12 protein-coding genes and 2 tRNA genes are annotated in these 16918 nt (G+C 43.7%); 10 read left to right on the plus strand and 4 right to left on the minus strand.

Annotation, left to right across the window (positions count from 1 at the left end):
• The first annotated feature begins 13 nt into the window (after positions 1-13).
• Positions 14-715, plus strand: a complete 702-nt coding sequence (gene modB, locus JMX91_RS03455; RefSeq protein ID WP_201547675.1) for a molybdate ABC transporter permease subunit — start codon at positions 14-16, stop codon at positions 713-715.
• A 157-nt stretch (positions 716-872) separates the two neighbouring features.
• Here modB and JMX91_RS03460 read toward each other — a convergent pair.
• A tRNA-Asp gene (locus tag JMX91_RS03460) sits at positions 873-949 on the minus strand.
• A 37-nt stretch (positions 950-986) separates the two neighbouring features.
• Positions 987-1062 (minus strand) — tRNA-Val (locus tag JMX91_RS03465).
• Between the two features lie 423 nt (positions 1063-1485).
• Here JMX91_RS03465 and JMX91_RS03470 point away from each other — a divergent pair.
• The 7 genes from JMX91_RS03470 (at position 1486) to JMX91_RS03500 (ending at position 11901) form a co-directional block, all read left to right on the plus strand.
• On the plus strand, positions 1486-3123 hold the full coding sequence (locus tag JMX91_RS03470) for a cardiolipin synthase (RefSeq protein WP_201547676.1): 1638 nt from the start codon (positions 1486-1488) through the stop codon (positions 3121-3123).
• A gap of 116 nt (positions 3124-3239) precedes the next feature.
• A complete protein-coding gene (locus JMX91_RS03475; RefSeq protein ID WP_201547677.1) occupies positions 3240-4775 on the plus strand; it encodes a tetratricopeptide repeat protein in 1536 nt (511 codons plus the stop codon).
• Between the two features lie 132 nt (positions 4776-4907).
• Positions 4908-6464 carry a 3-deoxy-D-manno-octulosonic acid transferase gene (locus JMX91_RS03480; protein ID WP_201547678.1) on the plus strand — a complete coding sequence of 519 codons (1557 nt, stop codon included), beginning with the start codon at positions 4908-4910 and terminating at the stop codon, positions 6462-6464.
• Positions 6461-7183: a 16S rRNA (uracil(1498)-N(3))-methyltransferase gene (locus tag JMX91_RS03485; RefSeq protein WP_201547679.1), complete on the plus strand. Its 723-nt coding sequence runs from the start codon at positions 6461-6463 to the stop codon at positions 7181-7183. Before JMX91_RS03480 ends, JMX91_RS03485 begins: the two co-directional genes overlap by 4 nt.
• Before the next feature lie 267 nt (positions 7184-7450).
• Positions 7451-8575 (plus strand): extracellular solute-binding protein, encoded by a 1125-nt coding sequence (locus JMX91_RS03490; protein ID WP_201547680.1) that lies wholly within the window; start codon positions 7451-7453, stop codon positions 8573-8575.
• A gap of 199 nt (positions 8576-8774) precedes the next feature.
• Positions 8775-10451: an ABC transporter permease gene (locus JMX91_RS03495; RefSeq protein WP_201547681.1), complete on the plus strand. Its 1677-nt coding sequence runs from the start codon at positions 8775-8777 to the stop codon at positions 10449-10451.
• A 187-nt stretch (positions 10452-10638) separates the two neighbouring features.
• Positions 10639-11901, plus strand: coding sequence for an ABC transporter ATP-binding protein (locus tag JMX91_RS03500; protein ID WP_413786766.1), 1263 nt, complete (start codon positions 10639-10641; stop codon positions 11899-11901).
• A gap of 33 nt (positions 11902-11934) precedes the next feature.
• Here the strand turns inward: JMX91_RS03500 and JMX91_RS03505 are convergent, their stop codons facing one another.
• Together JMX91_RS03505 and JMX91_RS03510 are read right to left on the minus strand one after the other, a co-directional pair.
• On the minus strand, positions 11935-12780 hold the full coding sequence (locus tag JMX91_RS03505) for a methyltransferase domain-containing protein (RefSeq protein WP_201547683.1): 846 nt from the start codon (positions 12778-12780) through the stop codon (positions 11935-11937).
• Positions 12781-12835: 55 nt separating this feature from the next.
• A complete protein-coding gene (locus tag JMX91_RS03510) occupies positions 12836-13117 on the minus strand; it encodes a hypothetical protein (protein WP_201547684.1) in 282 nt (93 codons plus the stop codon).
• A gap of 488 nt (positions 13118-13605) precedes the next feature.
• Here JMX91_RS03510 and JMX91_RS03515 point away from each other — a divergent pair, with 488 nt between their 5' ends.
• Positions 13606-13785, plus strand: coding sequence for a hypothetical protein (locus JMX91_RS03515; protein ID WP_201547685.1), 180 nt, complete (start codon positions 13606-13608; stop codon positions 13783-13785).
• A 304-nt stretch (positions 13786-14089) separates the two neighbouring features.
• Positions 14090-16882, plus strand: a complete 2793-nt coding sequence (gene gyrA / locus JMX91_RS03520; protein ID WP_201547686.1) for a DNA gyrase subunit A — start codon at positions 14090-14092, stop codon at positions 16880-16882.
• Positions 16883-16918 lie beyond the last annotated feature (36 nt).

The following is a 16918-nucleotide window of genomic DNA, read 5'->3' on the forward strand; positions in this document are numbered from 1 at the left end:
GCAGTGACATTATATGATCGACCAGTCTCTTATGTCAGACATGCTCAGTCCATTTTGGGTGAGCATCAAGCTCGCTTGCGTAACTACCTTATGCTTATTGCTATTTGCAACGCCTATCGCTTACTGGTTGGCTAAGCCGAGCCGTATAAAAGCAATAGGACGTCTTAAGGTACTGCTCATGGGCATCATTGCGATGCCTCTGGTACTACCACCTACCGTGATTGGATTTTATCTACTGTTACTGCTCAGTCCTAGTGTGGGTATCGGTAAATGGTTGAACGAACATAATATTAGCCCGCTGATTTTTACCTTTAAAGGTCTGGTCATTGGTTCCATTATTTACTCGTTACCTTTTTATATACAGCCTGTCTATGCACAGTTTTTGCGTATTCCGCAAAGTGTCACGGAAGTCGCTCATCTTTTAGAACCAAGTCGTATGCGGCGTTTTATGAAAGTGGCTTTACCGCAAGCGCGGGTAGGTATTATTTTGGGTAGTTTGGTAAGCTTTGCTCATACCATTGGAGAGTTTGGGGTTGTACTGATGATAGGCGGCAGCATCTCAGGCGAAACTAAAGTAGTATCGATTGCTATATATGAGCAGGTAGAAGCGCTCAACTATGAGGCGGCGCATATGATGTCTGGTATTCTGATTATTATGGGTGTAGTGATGGTAGCGTTGATTGCTAGCGTAAGCCGAATAAGTCAGCGTCCATAGCACTGAAATATTTGTATGCGAGTTAAGACGTGTTAGATAGCGCAGTAGCTATATAAACAATGTCCAAGCAGAATATACAGACACAAAAAAACCTCAAACAATCTAATGCTTGAGGCGAAACTTGCTTAAACTCAAAGGTTTAAATTCGTTTTAAATATGGCGCAGCGGACGGGACTCGAACCCGCGACCCCCGGCGTGACAGGCCGGTATTCTAACCAACTGAACTACCGCTGCTTAGGTCTCTTAGCTTGTTTAGCCACTTGCTAAGAAGTGGTGGGTGATGACGGATTCGAACCGCCGACATTCTGCGTGTAAGGCAGACGCTCTACCAACTGAGCTAATCACCCTGAGCGAGGAGCAAACGAAGCACTGCTTCGTCCGAGCGCAAGAGAATTTACATTTTCGTAAATTCTAGAAGCTCAGTACCCAATATAAGGTATAACTTCTACTACAAGAGAAATTCTTTAAATAGAATTTCTGTATTGCTTCATTAACATTAGCTGTCACACTCAATGTTAACTTAATCAGCTGGGCTTATCTAAGTAAGTCCCCTTGCTGTGGGTGTGTATTATATAGATTTACAGTTGGGTGTCAAATATTATTTTAATATTTTTAGAAAATAATTATAAATCGGACTTGTAATCTATCAGAAACAGCACTCAAAGCTATGTATTATATAGCATTTCTAAAAATACACTTATTATCATTATTTGTTGTTTAGAGGTGAAAAGCTACTATACTATGGATGCTTTATTCGTTGAAAACGGTTGATGGAGGCCAATATAAACACTTTTACTATTAAAGATACTTTTACTAGCTGGACCTGGGGAGACTTAGCGGGTCTAGGTCTGGTGCTGCATATTGTACTTATGATAGTAATGACGCTGCGAGTGGTTTCTGTGCAGCGCAATATTGGTGTGTCTATTGCTTGGGTTGCGGTGCTTTATACGTTACCAGTATTTGGTTTTGTGGCTTACATTCTGCTCGGTGAGCCGATGATTGGACGGCGCTATCGTGAACGCGTGGATCAAGCCAGCATCTTGATGAACGATATGGCAAGGCGTGAGCATCTGATTTTTGATAAAGGGCAGGACTTATTACCAGCCAACTACCGCGGTGTTAGCCAAATAGGAACGCGCTGGACAGGGTTTGGTGTATTTCCCAATCATCAAATGCAGCTGTTGACCGATCCTGCTTCTATCTTTCAGCGTTTGATTGAAGATATTCATGCCGCCCAGCGTATAGTTCTCATGGAGTTTTATATTGTCTATCCAAAAGGACAGGTGCTAGAAGTCATAGAGGCGCTGTCTGTAGCGGCTCAGCGCGGCGTAGAGTGTCATATATTGGCTGATAGTGTGGGCAGCTTTAGCTTTATTAATAGCAGTGTGCACCGTAAATTAGAAAAAGCAGGCGTTTATGTCCATCAGTCATTGCCAGTGGGGTTATTTAAGACACTATTCAAACGCTCTGATTTGCGCAATCATCGTAAAATGGTGGTTATCGATGAACATATCGGCTATATCGGCAGCTTCAACTTGGTTGATCCAAGGTTTTTTAAGCAAAATAAAAACGTTGGTCAATGGATTGATGTGGCACTACGAACGACTAGCCAGCACTCGATTAGTATTAATACAGCGATGGCTAAGGTGATTGTTACCGATATCGGTGCTGAAAGTAATGACAATCTTGCTGAACTGCATCAACGGGTTAATAACTACACTCGTAAGTTATATGTGATGCATCCGACCATCAATGATTTAAATAGCCGAGTGAAGGTGTTGGCGGATACGGTTGATGATCATGAGCAGCCAGATGTAGGTGCCACTTCGATTGTCGTACCAAAGATGCCTGTCGTGGACAAAGTCTTGGCGCAGCTAATACCTTCAGCACCGCAGCTAACGGCTCATGTGATTTACAATACGTTAGTTACCGTGATTCATCGTGCCAATAAGCGCATCCGTATTACCACGCCTTATTTTGTCCCTGATGAATCCCTATCAGGCGCGCTGACGATAGCAGCTAAGCGCGGCGTTGATGTGACGATTATCGTTCCTGAAAAGGTTGATTCATTTCTGGTACAACATGCTTCTCAAGCTTATTATCAAGAGTTGTTGGATGCTGGGGTAGTGATTGCCTTGTTTAGAGGTGGTTTGCTACACGCAAAAACAGTGGTTATCGATGATGATTACTGTTTATTTGGCACCGTCAATATTGATATGCGCAGCTTTTACTTAAATATGGAAGTCAGTTTGGCGATTTATACGCCAGAAATGGTTGCCCAAGTAGCGGACTGTCAGGAAGTCTATTTAGAAAACTGCCGAATCCTAGATAGTGATGAGTGGCAACAGCGTCATGGATCAAAACGCTTGTTTGACAATGTCGTGCGCTTGTTCAGTCCTTTATTGTAGCACTCGGATTTTTAAGGTAAGGTAATCTACCAGTACCGTTCTATTATTTTAGTAGTAGCACTTTTATAGCCTATGCTTTTTTGGTTTATCTATCTGCAAAGAGGTCACGTCCGTCTATGTCTGCATCACCTTTAACACCACTGGACTATATTGCAGAAGGCTACTGGCAAGACTTCTTGGCTGGGCGTCCTATTGCGGGCGGTATAGCCTACGAAACTGAGCTGCGCGCTTGTATGCTAGACGAGTCACTTGAGAGTTTACAGCGTATTGATACGCTATTGTCCCAAGTGCGCCGAGATATGATCAAGAGTGGTATGTGGGATGAGATGACGCTGTTGGTCGATGAGCGCTATCGTAATTTCATGGTGTTTTTGGCGTTTTATGCCGGTCGTGTATTGGCGCAGCAGTGGCAAAGCAAGCCACATTGGTATGGTCAGTTTGAGCTGCGTAAACGTTACCCTGAGCTAACATTGATCACCGATGATTTTTATCAGCATATGGCGGTCGGTTATGATGATAGCGGGGTTAAAGAGCGCTTGTTTTTTGCACTAGAGCCAATAGGGCTGCGTCTGTTTGGTCATATTGATCGGCAGTTTGACGCAGTACTACAAGGCGGGCAAGTAGAGAGTGGGTTGTATCAAGCGGTTAGCCTTAGACTACCAACTACTTTAAGCAACGATGTTCATTCAGTGCCTGAATTAACAGCGCATAAAGTAACAACAAGCAAAGCAACAACACATAAAGCAACCACTCATCAAACCACTGAAAGCATCGTTCCGAGCGCAGATTCAAATACGCATGTCGGTACTAGTCAATTAAATGCTCCTCTTAACAAGCCAGAGGAAGTGTCGATAGGAGCTGAGTATAATCAAGCTAATGCAGTTGTAACTGACAGTGAGAGTCGCGCAATTCAGTCTGCTATGCCTGCTACGGTAACAACTGAGTTGCAAACAAGCGTAGTGCCTCCTGAGTCTGAGAGCTTGATAAAGCCTGAGCTGACTAAAGTAACGAAGCCAACAGCCAAGCCTGCGTTACCTGTAAAAAATACATCGACGTCAGAGATGTTTACGCAACTGCTCGTAGAGTTAGATGAGATAGCGGTGCCACAACCAACTGGTGATGTTCAATATCAGCAAGCACGCAAAGTATTAGATCAGTTCGAGCAGCATATTGCCAAACAGAACAAACCTCGTCGCCAAGTTATATTTTTAGATAATCATATCGCAGCAAAAAACAAAGCGCTGCTAATACTGCAAGCGGCTGCTGAAGATGGTAATACAGCGGCTATGCTACGTTTGGCCATGTATGAATTGTTAGGTGAAGGTTTGACAGCGGACAGTGACAATCAAAAAAAATCTGGCGTAGAGTGGGTCAATCAAGCCGCCAGCAAAAACGACAGCCGTGCTCAGCGTCTACTCAGTAAAATGTACTACCAAGGAGTAGGGGTATCTCAAGATATAGATAGCGGTAAATACTGGTTAGAGCAGGCAGCGGATAATGGTCATGCAGAAGCGGCCAATCTGGTTCAGCAATGGCAGCAAGCAGAAGTGCTGCTGACCACACAGAAGCAAGAGCAGCATAGCACCAAGCGTTATCAGATTTTAATTGGCGCAATCATCGCAGTCGCTTTATTGATAATAGTCATTATCTAAAAATCATTATCTAATAACTATTTACTCAGTGACTTTTTAAAAGCTTATTGTTACAGCTTAAATTCAGGTAGAATTGGCGCGCTTTACCTTTACCCTTTTATTGTTTGATTCATAACTAATTTGGGCTGTTCCATGCCATCATCTAATACCCCGTCTGACCACTCTGCAAATCCAATTGGCCCTGTATCATCGCCTAATCGTGCGGTACACGAGACACCTTTATATTATCAGTCTCTTATTGGGCTGCTAAAGCCATTATATCGTCTGCAAGTATGGCGTCGATCTCATAAAAACGACAATTACCAGCAGGAAATCGATCAGCGTTTTGGCAAGCAGTATCCACCGCGTCCAGTGGTCCATGCTAATATCGATAAAGGAGTGATTTGGTGCCACGCAGTCTCATTAGGTGAGACCAATACGGTCGCGCCTTTATTAGATATGTTATTGGCTAATGGCTATCAGATATGGTTGACCAATACGACTCAGACAGGTTTTGCCCGTGGTGCTAGTCGCTTTGCAGAAAAGATAGCTCAGGGTCAGATGAGTCACAGCTATGTGCCAGTCGACAGCCCTGCTGTGATCGAGACTTTCTTAACGCATGTGCAGCCGATCGCTGCACTGTTTGTAGAAACAGAGCTGTGGGCAAATATCTTGACCAAGTTATCCCAGCACCGTATTCCAAGTATTCTAGTCAATGGTCGATTATCTGCTTCTTCTTTTCAGAGCTATCAAAAAATTGGTGCAGTCAGCGCCAGTATGATGAAAAACCTCTCCTTAATTATTGCGCAAGACAGCGACTCTGCTAAACGCTTTAGGCAACTAGGGGCTAGTAGCGCCCAAATTCGCGTGGCAGGCTCATTAAAGTGGGTAATCAATGCGTCCAAAACTGATGACCAAGCGGTAGAAGATAACCGTATTTATAGTAAGAAAGCTGATCTGCGAGCAGATTTTGGTATAGCAGATCGTCCTGTGTGGGTAGCTGCGAGTACTCATGATGGCGAAGAGGCAGCAGCGTTGTCATTGCAGCAGCAACTACTGTCTCAAGCCACATTAGCAGATACATTGCTTGTTATTGTCCCTAGACATCCTGAGCGTTTTGACGCAGTAGCAGAACTCATTCAGAAAACTGGGTTAAATATGGCTCGGCGCAGTGATGGAGACGTGATTGATGCAGATACGCAAGTCTATCTAGCAGACAGCATGGGTGAGATGATGACTTGGTATACATTGGCAAATGTAGCGTTTGTGGGTGGCTCGCTGGTAGATATTGGTGGGCATAATCCAGTAGAGCCTGCAAGTGTGGCCACGCCTGTACTGATGGGGCGTTATACTCAGTCTTGCCAAAGCGTGATAGACAAATTGGCTAGCGTAGGCGCTTTATATCAGCCAAGTAATGATTTTTATTGTCAAATCGAGTCAAATCGCGCAAGTAGTACAGATGCACAGATAGTCAGTGATGATCAGTTAAAGGCGAACAAAAAAACTTCTCGTAAGGAAACAGTTTATAACCGTGAAGACGCTGTGAGCATTTATACGCAGCTGGCGACTTGGCTACGCAATTTGCCATTGGCCGCGCAGGCAGGGCAAGCTGGCGAGCAAATGACGATACAGCAGCAAGCGGTATTGACTCGTCAATTTGCTATGATTGAAGACGCTATCGAGCTGTCTTCTAACCAAGATAATTTATGAACTGTATATTATTGCCCGCTAAAAATCTCTCAGCAGACGCAGCAAAAATCGATGCTTTGTCTCAAGTCAGCCATGTGACTAAAGTGCTAGGAGCAAAAGTCGGTGATACGCTTAAAATTGGCCAAATCAACGGCAATCTTGGTACGGCTGTTATCGAAGATATTACCGCTGACAGCATTCAGTTAAGTAACGTTCAGCTCAATACTGTGCCGCCTACCAAATTAGACTTAACTGTTATTCTGGCGTTACCGCGCCCTAAAGTGCTACGGCGATTGATTATGGATATGACGGCGCTTGGTGTACGCGATATCATTCTTATCAATAGCTACCGTACCCAAAAAAGCTATTGGCAAAGTCCAATGCTTGAGCGGATTGACGAGTTTGTATTAGAAGGCCTACAGCAAAGCATCGATACAATTGTTCCTAGTATTACGCTACAAAAACGTTTTAAGCCATTTGTTGAAGACACACTGGCAAGCCTAATGAGCAATCGAGCGATTGTCGCGCATCCTTATAGTCAGCAGTCTTTTTCTGAGTTTTTACAACAGCAACCATCACGACAGCTACCAAATCTAGTCTGCATAGGTGCTGAAGGTGGCTGGATCGACTATGAGATAGAGCTACTGTCAGCACAAGGCTGCACACCTGTACATATAGGCTCTCGTATCTTACGTACAGAAGCTGCAGTCAATGCGATTTTAGGGCAATGGTTGCTTTAGATGGACACTAAAACGCGTCGCTAGACCAAACTATTGAAAGAACTGGGCCGCTAAAAATAGCTCTTAAAAATCAATGCTAAAGACTCATCACAGGTATATTTGCCAGTTAAACAAATGTATTGATAATTAATCTCACTTCCATTAGTATGTTGCTTTGATATATTATGGCCTGATTACTGCTAGCGCTTAGCAAGTCATCGTTATAATCACTGTTATTTTGTCTCACTATACATCTTACTTTTTTATAGCATTACTATGGGGAAAACCATGTCATTGAACGCTATCAGCGCTAATCTAACCTCTACGAAGCTTATCCTACCTGCAGCCGTATTTGGCATGATGTTGGGTCTGGCAGGTTGTAGTAATTCTTCAACCACAGAAGAGAACGTAGAAGTAGAGTCAACAGAAACAGGTGCTGAGCAGCAAGCAGCAACTGACGAAGCGACGACTGCTGATAGTCAGACGATTACTATCTACTCATCACGTAATGAGCAGCTGATTAAGCCATTGCTAGATCGCTATACTGAGCAAACAGGCGTAAAAGTTGAGTTGGTCACGGACAAAACAGGTCCACTCATGGCGCGTTTGCAAGCGGAAGGTCAGAATACTCCAGCTGATATGCTATTGACCGTTGATGCTGGTAACTTATGGCAAGCTGCAGAGCAAGGCCTATTGCAGCCAGTATCATCTACTGTGTTAGAAGCTAACGTCCCTGCAAAATACCGTGATCCAAAAGGTCAGTGGACAGGTCTGTCACTACGTGCACGTACTATCTTCTATGACCCAAGCAAAGTCACTGCTGACCAGTTGTCTACTTATGCAGATTTGGCCGATCCAAAATGGAAAGGCAAACTATGCTTACGTACCTCTAAAAAGGTTTATAACCAATCGCTTGTCGCTAGCATGATGGAGCATTTGGGACCAGAAAAAACAGAAGAAGTAATTCGCGGTTGGGTTGATAACCTAGCGACTGATGTGTTCAGTGATGACACTAGTATGCTAGAAGCTATCGCTGCTGGTCAGTGTGAAGTCGGTATCGCCAATAGTTACTACTATGGTCGTCTATTGGACGAAAAACCAAACTTCCCTGTGAAGATATTCTGGGCAAACCAAGATACTACTGGTACGCACGTAAACATCTCAGGCGCTGGCGTGGTTGCAGGTTCGGACAATCCAGATGGTACGCTTAAGCTGATAGAATGGTTGTCATCTGACGAGGCACAAGGTCTCTATGCCAGCTCTGACAAAGAATTCCCAGTAAAAGTAGGTATCGACGAGTCAGACATGCTCAGATCATGGGGTGAGTTCAAAAAAGACGATATCAATGTACAGAAATTCGGTGAACTACAAACTCAAGCTATCCAAATGATGGACAAAGCGGGTTATAAATAAGGGATCGCCAGTAATAGTGATACCAATCTTGAAATCATAACTTTTAGACAATAGTTCTCAAAACAGTAGCTTTTAAACAACAGCTTTTAAAGAATAGGTTCAAAGGTTAGTCGTTATAGATGAGCTATTCAGATAATGACGATTTTGAGGTTGGTATAAGCTTACAAGGTCTCTATACGTATGACACGGTAATGATAATATGATCACAACGCCAGATGCGTCTGTTAGTCAAAATGATACTGTCAATAACGGTGTTAACGACCAGCAGACTGTCAGCCAAGACCATGCCCTTCGTAAACGTATTATCTCGAAATCAGTCTTAGGGCTGATTTCGTTGTTTATGCTAGTACCGATTTTAATCGTGCTGCTGTCGTGGACACAGCCAGTGGCAGAGATTTGGACACACATGGCAGATTATGTACTGCCGCAAGTGCTTAAAAACACGGCGATTTTATTGCTTATGGTGACTGTCGTTTCAGGCACTATTGGTACTGCTTTGGCTTGGGTCACTAGTATGTATCGTTTCCCTGGTCAGCGTTTTTTTTCGTGGGCATTGATGTTGCCACTTGCCATCCCTGCTTATGTTTTGGCATTTGTCACTATCGGGATTGTTGATTTTAGTGGGCCGCTACAGACAGCTTTACGCGATTCTGGTATCAGTACTGCTATACCGTCGATAAGGAATGTATGGGGCGCAGGCTTGGTATTATCGCTAGCGTTTTACCCTTATGTATATTTGCTCGCGCGTCAGGCATTTTTGTCGCAAGGCAGGCGAGCGATAGAAGCGGGGCAAATGCTTGGTTTGAGTCGTAGCCATGTATTTTTTCGTCTGGCGCTACCGCAAGCACTGCCTTGGATTATAGGTGGCTTATTGCTAGCTAGTATGGAAACCTTAGCGGATTTTGGTGCAGTATCGGTATTCAATGTTGATACTTTTACTACCGCCATTTATAAAGCATGGTTTGGTTTTTTTAGTTTGACCACAGCGGCTCAGCTAGCAGCCTTGCTCATTGGTGTGATATTTATTGTGGTATTGTTTGAGCAGTATTGGCAAGCGAAGCGTGGTAGTTCACTTACCCAAGGTAGCAGCCAACGCTTTGACGCCAGTAAACCTGCTAAGCTGGCCATGACACTGCTGTGTACGCTCATCTTTTTAGTTGCCTTTTTAATTCCTTTTTTACAGCTTATCTATTGGACAGCACTGAATTTTCGCCAAGATTTTGATGCGCGTTACATTGATTTTGTCACTAACAGCCTCATGATTGCTAGTATGACCACGCTGTTTATTGCCTTTTTGGCGATTATCATTGCGTGGATCAAACGGCAGTATCCTGATAAATCGACTAAGCTAATGACCACTTTAGCCAATTTAGGCTATGTCGTACCGGGGACTGTGTTGGCGGTAGGGATATTTATACCTATTGCGTGGCTTGATAATCATATGATTGCTTTTGGTATCACCTCACAGCAAGTGCTTTCTGGCAGTGTCATTGTTATGCTAATGGCGTTATCGACGCGTTTTATGACGGTGAGTTTTCAGCCAGTTGACAGACAATTGCAGCGATTGACAGTCAATCAAGAAGCTGCTGCAAAATTACTGAGCGACAGTCCTTATCAGCGCTGGCGTCATGTGATGCTGCCTGTGCTTAGCCCTGGCGTATTGACTGCATTATTGATGGGCTTTGTCGAAGTGATGAAAGAGATGCCCATTACGCTGATGACACGGCGTCAAGGCTGGGATACGCTTGCAGTACGAGTGTTTGAAATGACGAGCGAAGGTATGTGGGGACGAGCCGCATTACCGAGTTTGCTAATCGTGCTGGTTGGTTTGCTCCCTGTTTGGATATTACTGCGTCAAAGTGACAAACACAGTTAGTAACAACAAAGCTAATAGCAATAATTTGACATAAGTTTAACAGCACACTCGTAGTGTCAGCTATATTATAATTTGCTCTATTTTATCGATGGTTTTACTTACTAATAGCGAACTGGTACCGTCTATGTACACTGATTCAATGAACGACTCCACAAATTCTAAGTCAGAAAAGGCTCGGGCTAGTCATATGCCTGTAGCAAAGTCACCACTGTCACAAAATAGAATCAATCCAGTTCAGCCGAATAAAACTGTAGAACAAAGCAATACCTCACAACAAAATACTGAGAAATATATCGCGACAGATCCTTATTTTAGTGTGCAAAATCTCATCGTAGGCTATGACGATACTATTGTTGTCAATGGTCTATCATTGATGCTGGAGCAAGGCGAGATTGGTTGCTTCTTAGGTTATAGCGGCTGCGGGAAGACAACAGCGCTTCGAGCAATCGCGGGACTGGAGCAAAGTCGCGGCGGCACTATCTACCTAAACAATCAACGCCTAACTGAAAAGACAGCTCGCCAATCATTTGCAGTTGCACCAGCCAAGCGTGGCATGGGCATGGTGTTTCAAGACTATGCTCTGTTTGGTCATTTAAGCGTGGCAAAAAACATCGCCTTTGGTCTTAATAAATGGTCAGCTGCTGACAAAAAAGCTCGAGTGGCTGAGATGCTAAGCTTAGTTGAATTGACTGAGCATGCGGATAAACGTCCTAATGAGCTATCTGGTGGTCAGCAGCAGCGTGTGGCTCTTGCAAGAGCGCTCGCCCCAAAACCAAAACTACTATTACTTGATGAACCGTTCTCTAATCTAGATGTGGTACTGCGTGAGTCATTGGCAATGAATGTCCGTGATATTCTCAAACGTACTAATACCACAGCGATTTTGGTCACTCATGATCAAAATGAAGCGTTCGCGCTAGCGGATAAAGTAGGGGTCATGGACAAGGGCAGATTGGTACAGTGGGCCAGACCAAGCGAGCTGTATCATGAGCCTGTCAGTCCTTTTGTCGCTGAGTTCGTAGGCGAAGGCGCCATGATCGATGGCATTATCAATGATGGACATGTCAAGACGGCACTAGGTAATATTTATCGCCGCATGGAAGTCTATGATGAATCGGGTCAGCCGCAGTATTGTGCATATGATTATCCAAATGGTACGCCAATCAAAGTACTCGTGCGCCCTGATGATATCATTCATGATGATGACAGTACGCAGACAGCTTTGGTTATCGGACGTGTGTTTCGCGGTGCCAACTATTTGTACCGTCTGCAGTTAGACGACGGACAGACTGTCTTATCATTGGTTGCGAGCCATCATAACCATGCAATCGGCTCGCATATTGGCATTCTGCCTTTGTTAGAGCATGTCGTAGTCTTCGATGAAAAAGACATCAATGCCACTACTTGGTCAGAATACGATAGATCATCGAGAATGGATGAAGAGGTTTAGCCATCTTTACAATTATTGAGCTGTTGTCTCAATTTACCGTTTAGCCAAAATGTGTAAGTAACGGCCAAGCCATTTGTACGGCTCTAATTGTGAGTAGCGTAACTCCATTCTGATCACTGCATCTGGGTCGTTGTGACCGCCACGTTTGAGCGGTGCATAATCATGAAACACTCGTAGACCACTGCTACGTACCGTCTGATAATCATGCGCTTTGAGCCAAGACTCAACTTCTTCTTTGGCCACGGGATGGTTGGGGGTTAGACTTTTCTTATTGTCTGCCTTATAGTTTGTATTATCGAGTAGATTAAAATTTCCCATGATAAGGTTACGATAATCAAAGCTTGCAGGATTATAGAAACAGACGGATAGCGCGCCACCATCTATTAAGTGCTTATCAAAAAAGTCCATGACCGCCGATGGTTCTGCCAACCATTCAAGTAGCGCGTGCGACATAATCAAATCAAACTTCTCTGTCTGGGCCAGTTTTTCCTCAAGCGCTTGATAAGGGCAAACATACCAAGTGATGTCTAGCTTTTTATCAACTTTTTCTGCGCTCGCTTTTGCCTTCTCAAGCATATTCGCTGATATGTCATTGATGACTACGCTATGACCTTGAGCAGCAAGTTCTATCGCAATTTGCGCAAGCCCTGCACCCACATCCAAGATACGTAAAGGTCGCCCAAGCGCCTCACTCATCTGTGAACTATATTCAAAAATATCACGGCGTAGTACAGCTAATCGAATCTCGCCTTTTAAACCACCATAGACCTTCTTTTCGAAATGATCGGCAATGGCATCGAAGCTACGATCAGTCCGTGTTTCTTCTGCTGGTATAGAAAGGTTTGAGTCAGGCTGGCTATCTTGATGTTTAATTGTCATAGGTATTTAGATCAATAATTAAGAGGGTCAAATTAATAAAACTATTCAGTATTAACTAGCGTTTCAGGCGTCTGTTAATTACCCATTTAAAAACGACCTTCGCTAATATAATAACGACAAATACCACGATAACAAACACCCACATACCGTTGCCTTGTAGATTCTCTTGATAGGCTTTTGACAAGTATGCTGATAAAGCCATAGCGACTAAAAGTGCTCCCCAACGGACATATGGGACAGCGCGATTGTTATGGTTAGGAAAGCTAGCAACATAATCGCTCGAAAAGCTGTATAGCACCATTGCTAAAATCCAAACAATTGCAAGAATGATATCCATAATAAAAGTAGCCTGTTAGGTCGTTATGTAAGTGCTATAAAAGATGAGGTAGTGTAGCGTTTAGAAATTTTTTGTCCAGTATCACTAAAAAAATAGCTGCATCAAAGTGGTTTAAATCATAATGTGCTCATTAAAATAATGTGATTTTGAAAGCTATTAGCTCATGGCAAAGCATTATGGTTATGAAAACAATATGACCATAAAAACAATCAGTTCACGTCAGAGCCTCAGTTCACTTCAAAGATAGTTGTAAGTGTTGTTGTATTGGCTAAATATTCTAAGCATCCTAGTTGTTTGGTCAATAGAGCTTATATGCAAACCACGTATGAGCTCTATGCTCAAGATTTTAGCGTTAAATTAAATGTCATGTTGAGTTGTAGATAGAAATATAAGTATCCACTCAGTTAGTCAAAATAAATCTTGTAGAGCTGTGGCTAATGAGTATAGTATTTTTCTATTTAATATCCATCAGATACGGAGAATAAATAATGAAATCAATCACCACAGCACTATTAGCTCTAGTATTTGCCTTCACATCTATCAATCAAGCCCAAGCTCGCAACACGCTTTGTTCAGGTAAAATGGGCGGCGTATCACATTGCTCGGCAGAGGGTAAGTTCGTTTGTAAAAATGGCAAAATCAGCCAATCGAAAAAAACCTGCCATTAGAATAAATTTAGTGTGTATCGGTAATTCAAAATACTACTGTGAATGAACCGTCTAGCTTGATTTTAATGGTACTCAGAACCCCCTAAATCAGCAAATTTGTGCTAAAATAGCTTCTTTAATTAAACATTGTTTTTAACAAAAACCGTATCACAATTTTCCTATTGTTTTGCACGTGTAGCAGTGTTTTTTATGGTGTGTATTTTGGTCATGACTGCCCATTTATGTGGCAATATTTTTATATGATCTATGGGAGCCATAAGCGATGTGTCAACGTTAGAAAAAAAATGTGAGTGAAGGAGTGTATATGAGCGAATCGGTCAGTCCTATTGGCATCGTAGATGAACTAAAGCAGTCGTATTTGGATTATGCGATGAGCGTGATCGTCTCGCGTGCGCTGCCTGATGTGCGTGATGGGTTCAAACCTGTACACCGCCGCGTGATGTATGCCATGCACGTGCTATCAAACGATTATAATAAGCCGTACAAAAAATCAGCACGTGTGGTCGGTGATGTTATCGGTAAGTACCATCCACACGGCGATAGTGCTGTCTATGATGCCATCGTACGTATGGCGCAGGATTTCAGCTTGCGCTACCCAATGGTTGATGGTCAAGGTAACTTTGGCTCGATCGATGATGATCCTCCGGCAGCGATGCGTTATACCGAAGTACGTATGACCAAACTGACCCACCAAATGCTCGCTGATTTGGACAAAGACACGGTCGATTGGGAAGACAACTATGACGGCTCTGAGCGCATGCCAAGCGTGATGCCAGCGCGTATTCCTAACCTATTGGTCAATGGCGCGACGGGTATTGCCGTTGGTATGGCGACCAATATGGCTCCGCATAATTTGACCGAAGTGATTAATGCCTGCCTGGCCTATGCTGAAAACCCACAAGTTTCAGCTGAAGAGCTGATGTCGCATATCTCAGGTCCTGATTTTCCTACGGGCGGTATTATCTATGGTCGCGCGGGCATTTTAGATGCTTATCGTACGGGTAAAGGCCGTTTGCATATCCGTGGTCGCTATCATATCGAGCCGATGAGCAATACTGGGGTCAACCGCGATCGTGAGCGTATTGTATTTACCGAAGTACCTTATCAGGCTAACAAAGCCAAGCTGATCGAGCGTATCGCAGAGCTTGTCCGTGATAAAAAAATCGAAGGCATTAGCGAGATTCGTGATGAGTCTGATAAAGACGGTATGCGTATCGCTATTGACTTGCGTCGCGGTGAGACCGCTGAAGTTATTGTTAATAACCTATTTCTACAAACGCCACTAGAGTCTAGCTTTAGTATCAATATGGTGGCGCTAGATAATGGTCAGCCAAAACTATTGACCTTGCGTCAGCTTATCGCTGCATTTGTCCGTCATCGTCAAGAGGTAGTGACACGCCGTACGATTTATGAATTGAACAAAGCCCGCGTTCGTGGTCATTTGCTAGAAGGTCTAACGGTCGCACTAGTCAATATCGATGAGATTATTGCGACGATTAAAGCGTCAGCAAACCGTGGATTGGCACGCGAAAGCCTATTGAACAATACGTGGGGCTCAGGCAGTGTCGTTGCGATGCTTACAGCTGCTGGTAGTCAGTCAGTACGTCCTGAGTTTATCGATGGCGAAGATCCTAAAGCGCCGTTTGGTCTAATCGAAGGCGAAGAGCGTTATCGCTTGTCACTTGAGCAGGTCAATGCGATTTTAGATATGCAATTGCATCGTTTGACTGGTCTTGAGCAAGATAAATTGACCGAAGAATACCAAGACTTACTGCGTGAAATCGCACACTTAGAGTCTATTCTTGGCGACTTTGATAAGCTGATGGCGATTATCTCTAATGAGATGATCGAGATTCGTGATAACTTTGGTGATGAGCGCCGTACCGATATCATCGATTCACGCATGGACTTTAGTCGCGAAGATCTTATCCCTGAGCAAACGGTCGTCATGACGGTATCGCGTACTGGTTACGCTAAGACTCAGCCGATTGATGATTATGTCGCGCAAAAACGCGGCGGTAAAGGTAAGTCTGCTACCGCAATGAAAGAAGATGATGTAATCGATCATTTAGTCGTGACATCAACGCATTCGACGGTACTGTGTTTCACTGATAGTGGACGTGTCTTTAGTCTACGTGGTTTTGAAGTGCCGATTGCTAGTCGCGGTGCTCGTGGTCGTCCATTGGTTAATCTAATTGGCCTAAATAGCGACGAAACCGTTACAACCATACTACCAATTCCAAAAATTGTGGAAGATACATCAGTAGTAAGTGAAGTATCAGAAGTAATCAATGATGACGATTCGGTAGAAGATAGCAACCAAGCAGAGCCACCTTTTGTATTCTTTGCTACGGCCAACGGTACAGTGAAGCGGGTAGAGCTGAAGCAGTTTGCCAATATCAGATCGAACGGTTTGATTGCAGTTGGATTAGAAGACGGTGATAAATTGGTCAGCGCTCGTATTACTAATGGCAGCCAAGAAGTGATGTTGTTTGCTTCAAGTGGTAAAGCGATTCGTTTTGATGAAAATGATGCGCGTGCGATGGGTCGTACAGCTAAAGGCGTCCGCGGTATGCGTCTGGCTACTGACGAATTTATCAAGTCATTAGTCGTTATCGAAGATGATGTACGTGAAATCTTGATTGCTTGTGAAAACGGCTTTGGTAAACGTACCTTCATCGATGAGTTCAATACGCAAAATCGTGGCGGTGGCGGTGTGATCGCTATCAAGACCAGCGAGCGTAATGGTGCGTTAGTACGAGCGACCAAGGTTGACTCTACCGACGATATCATTTTAATCTCTGATAAAGGTACGTTGGTTCGTACCCCAGTTGAGCATGTCGCTAGCTCTGGTCGTAATACACAAGGCGTAACATTGATTCGTCTGTCAAAAGATGAAAAACTGGTTGCCATGGCACGTGTTGAGCATGAAGAGAGCGATGATGAACTTATCGATGCCATGAGAGAAGACGGTACGTTTGACGTAGAAGGTCAGGAGCAGATAGATATTGATGCGACAACTGACAATACTGCAACTACTGACGTCGATGATGCGATTGATATTGCAAACGATCATAAACCAAGTGACAATCTATAATAGACTCACTATGCATAAGACGATGACGAGTAATAG

The organism is Psychrobacter sp. Pi2-1 (assembly GCF_904846645.1).
Classification (GTDB): domain Bacteria; phylum Pseudomonadota; class Gammaproteobacteria; order Pseudomonadales; family Moraxellaceae; genus Psychrobacter.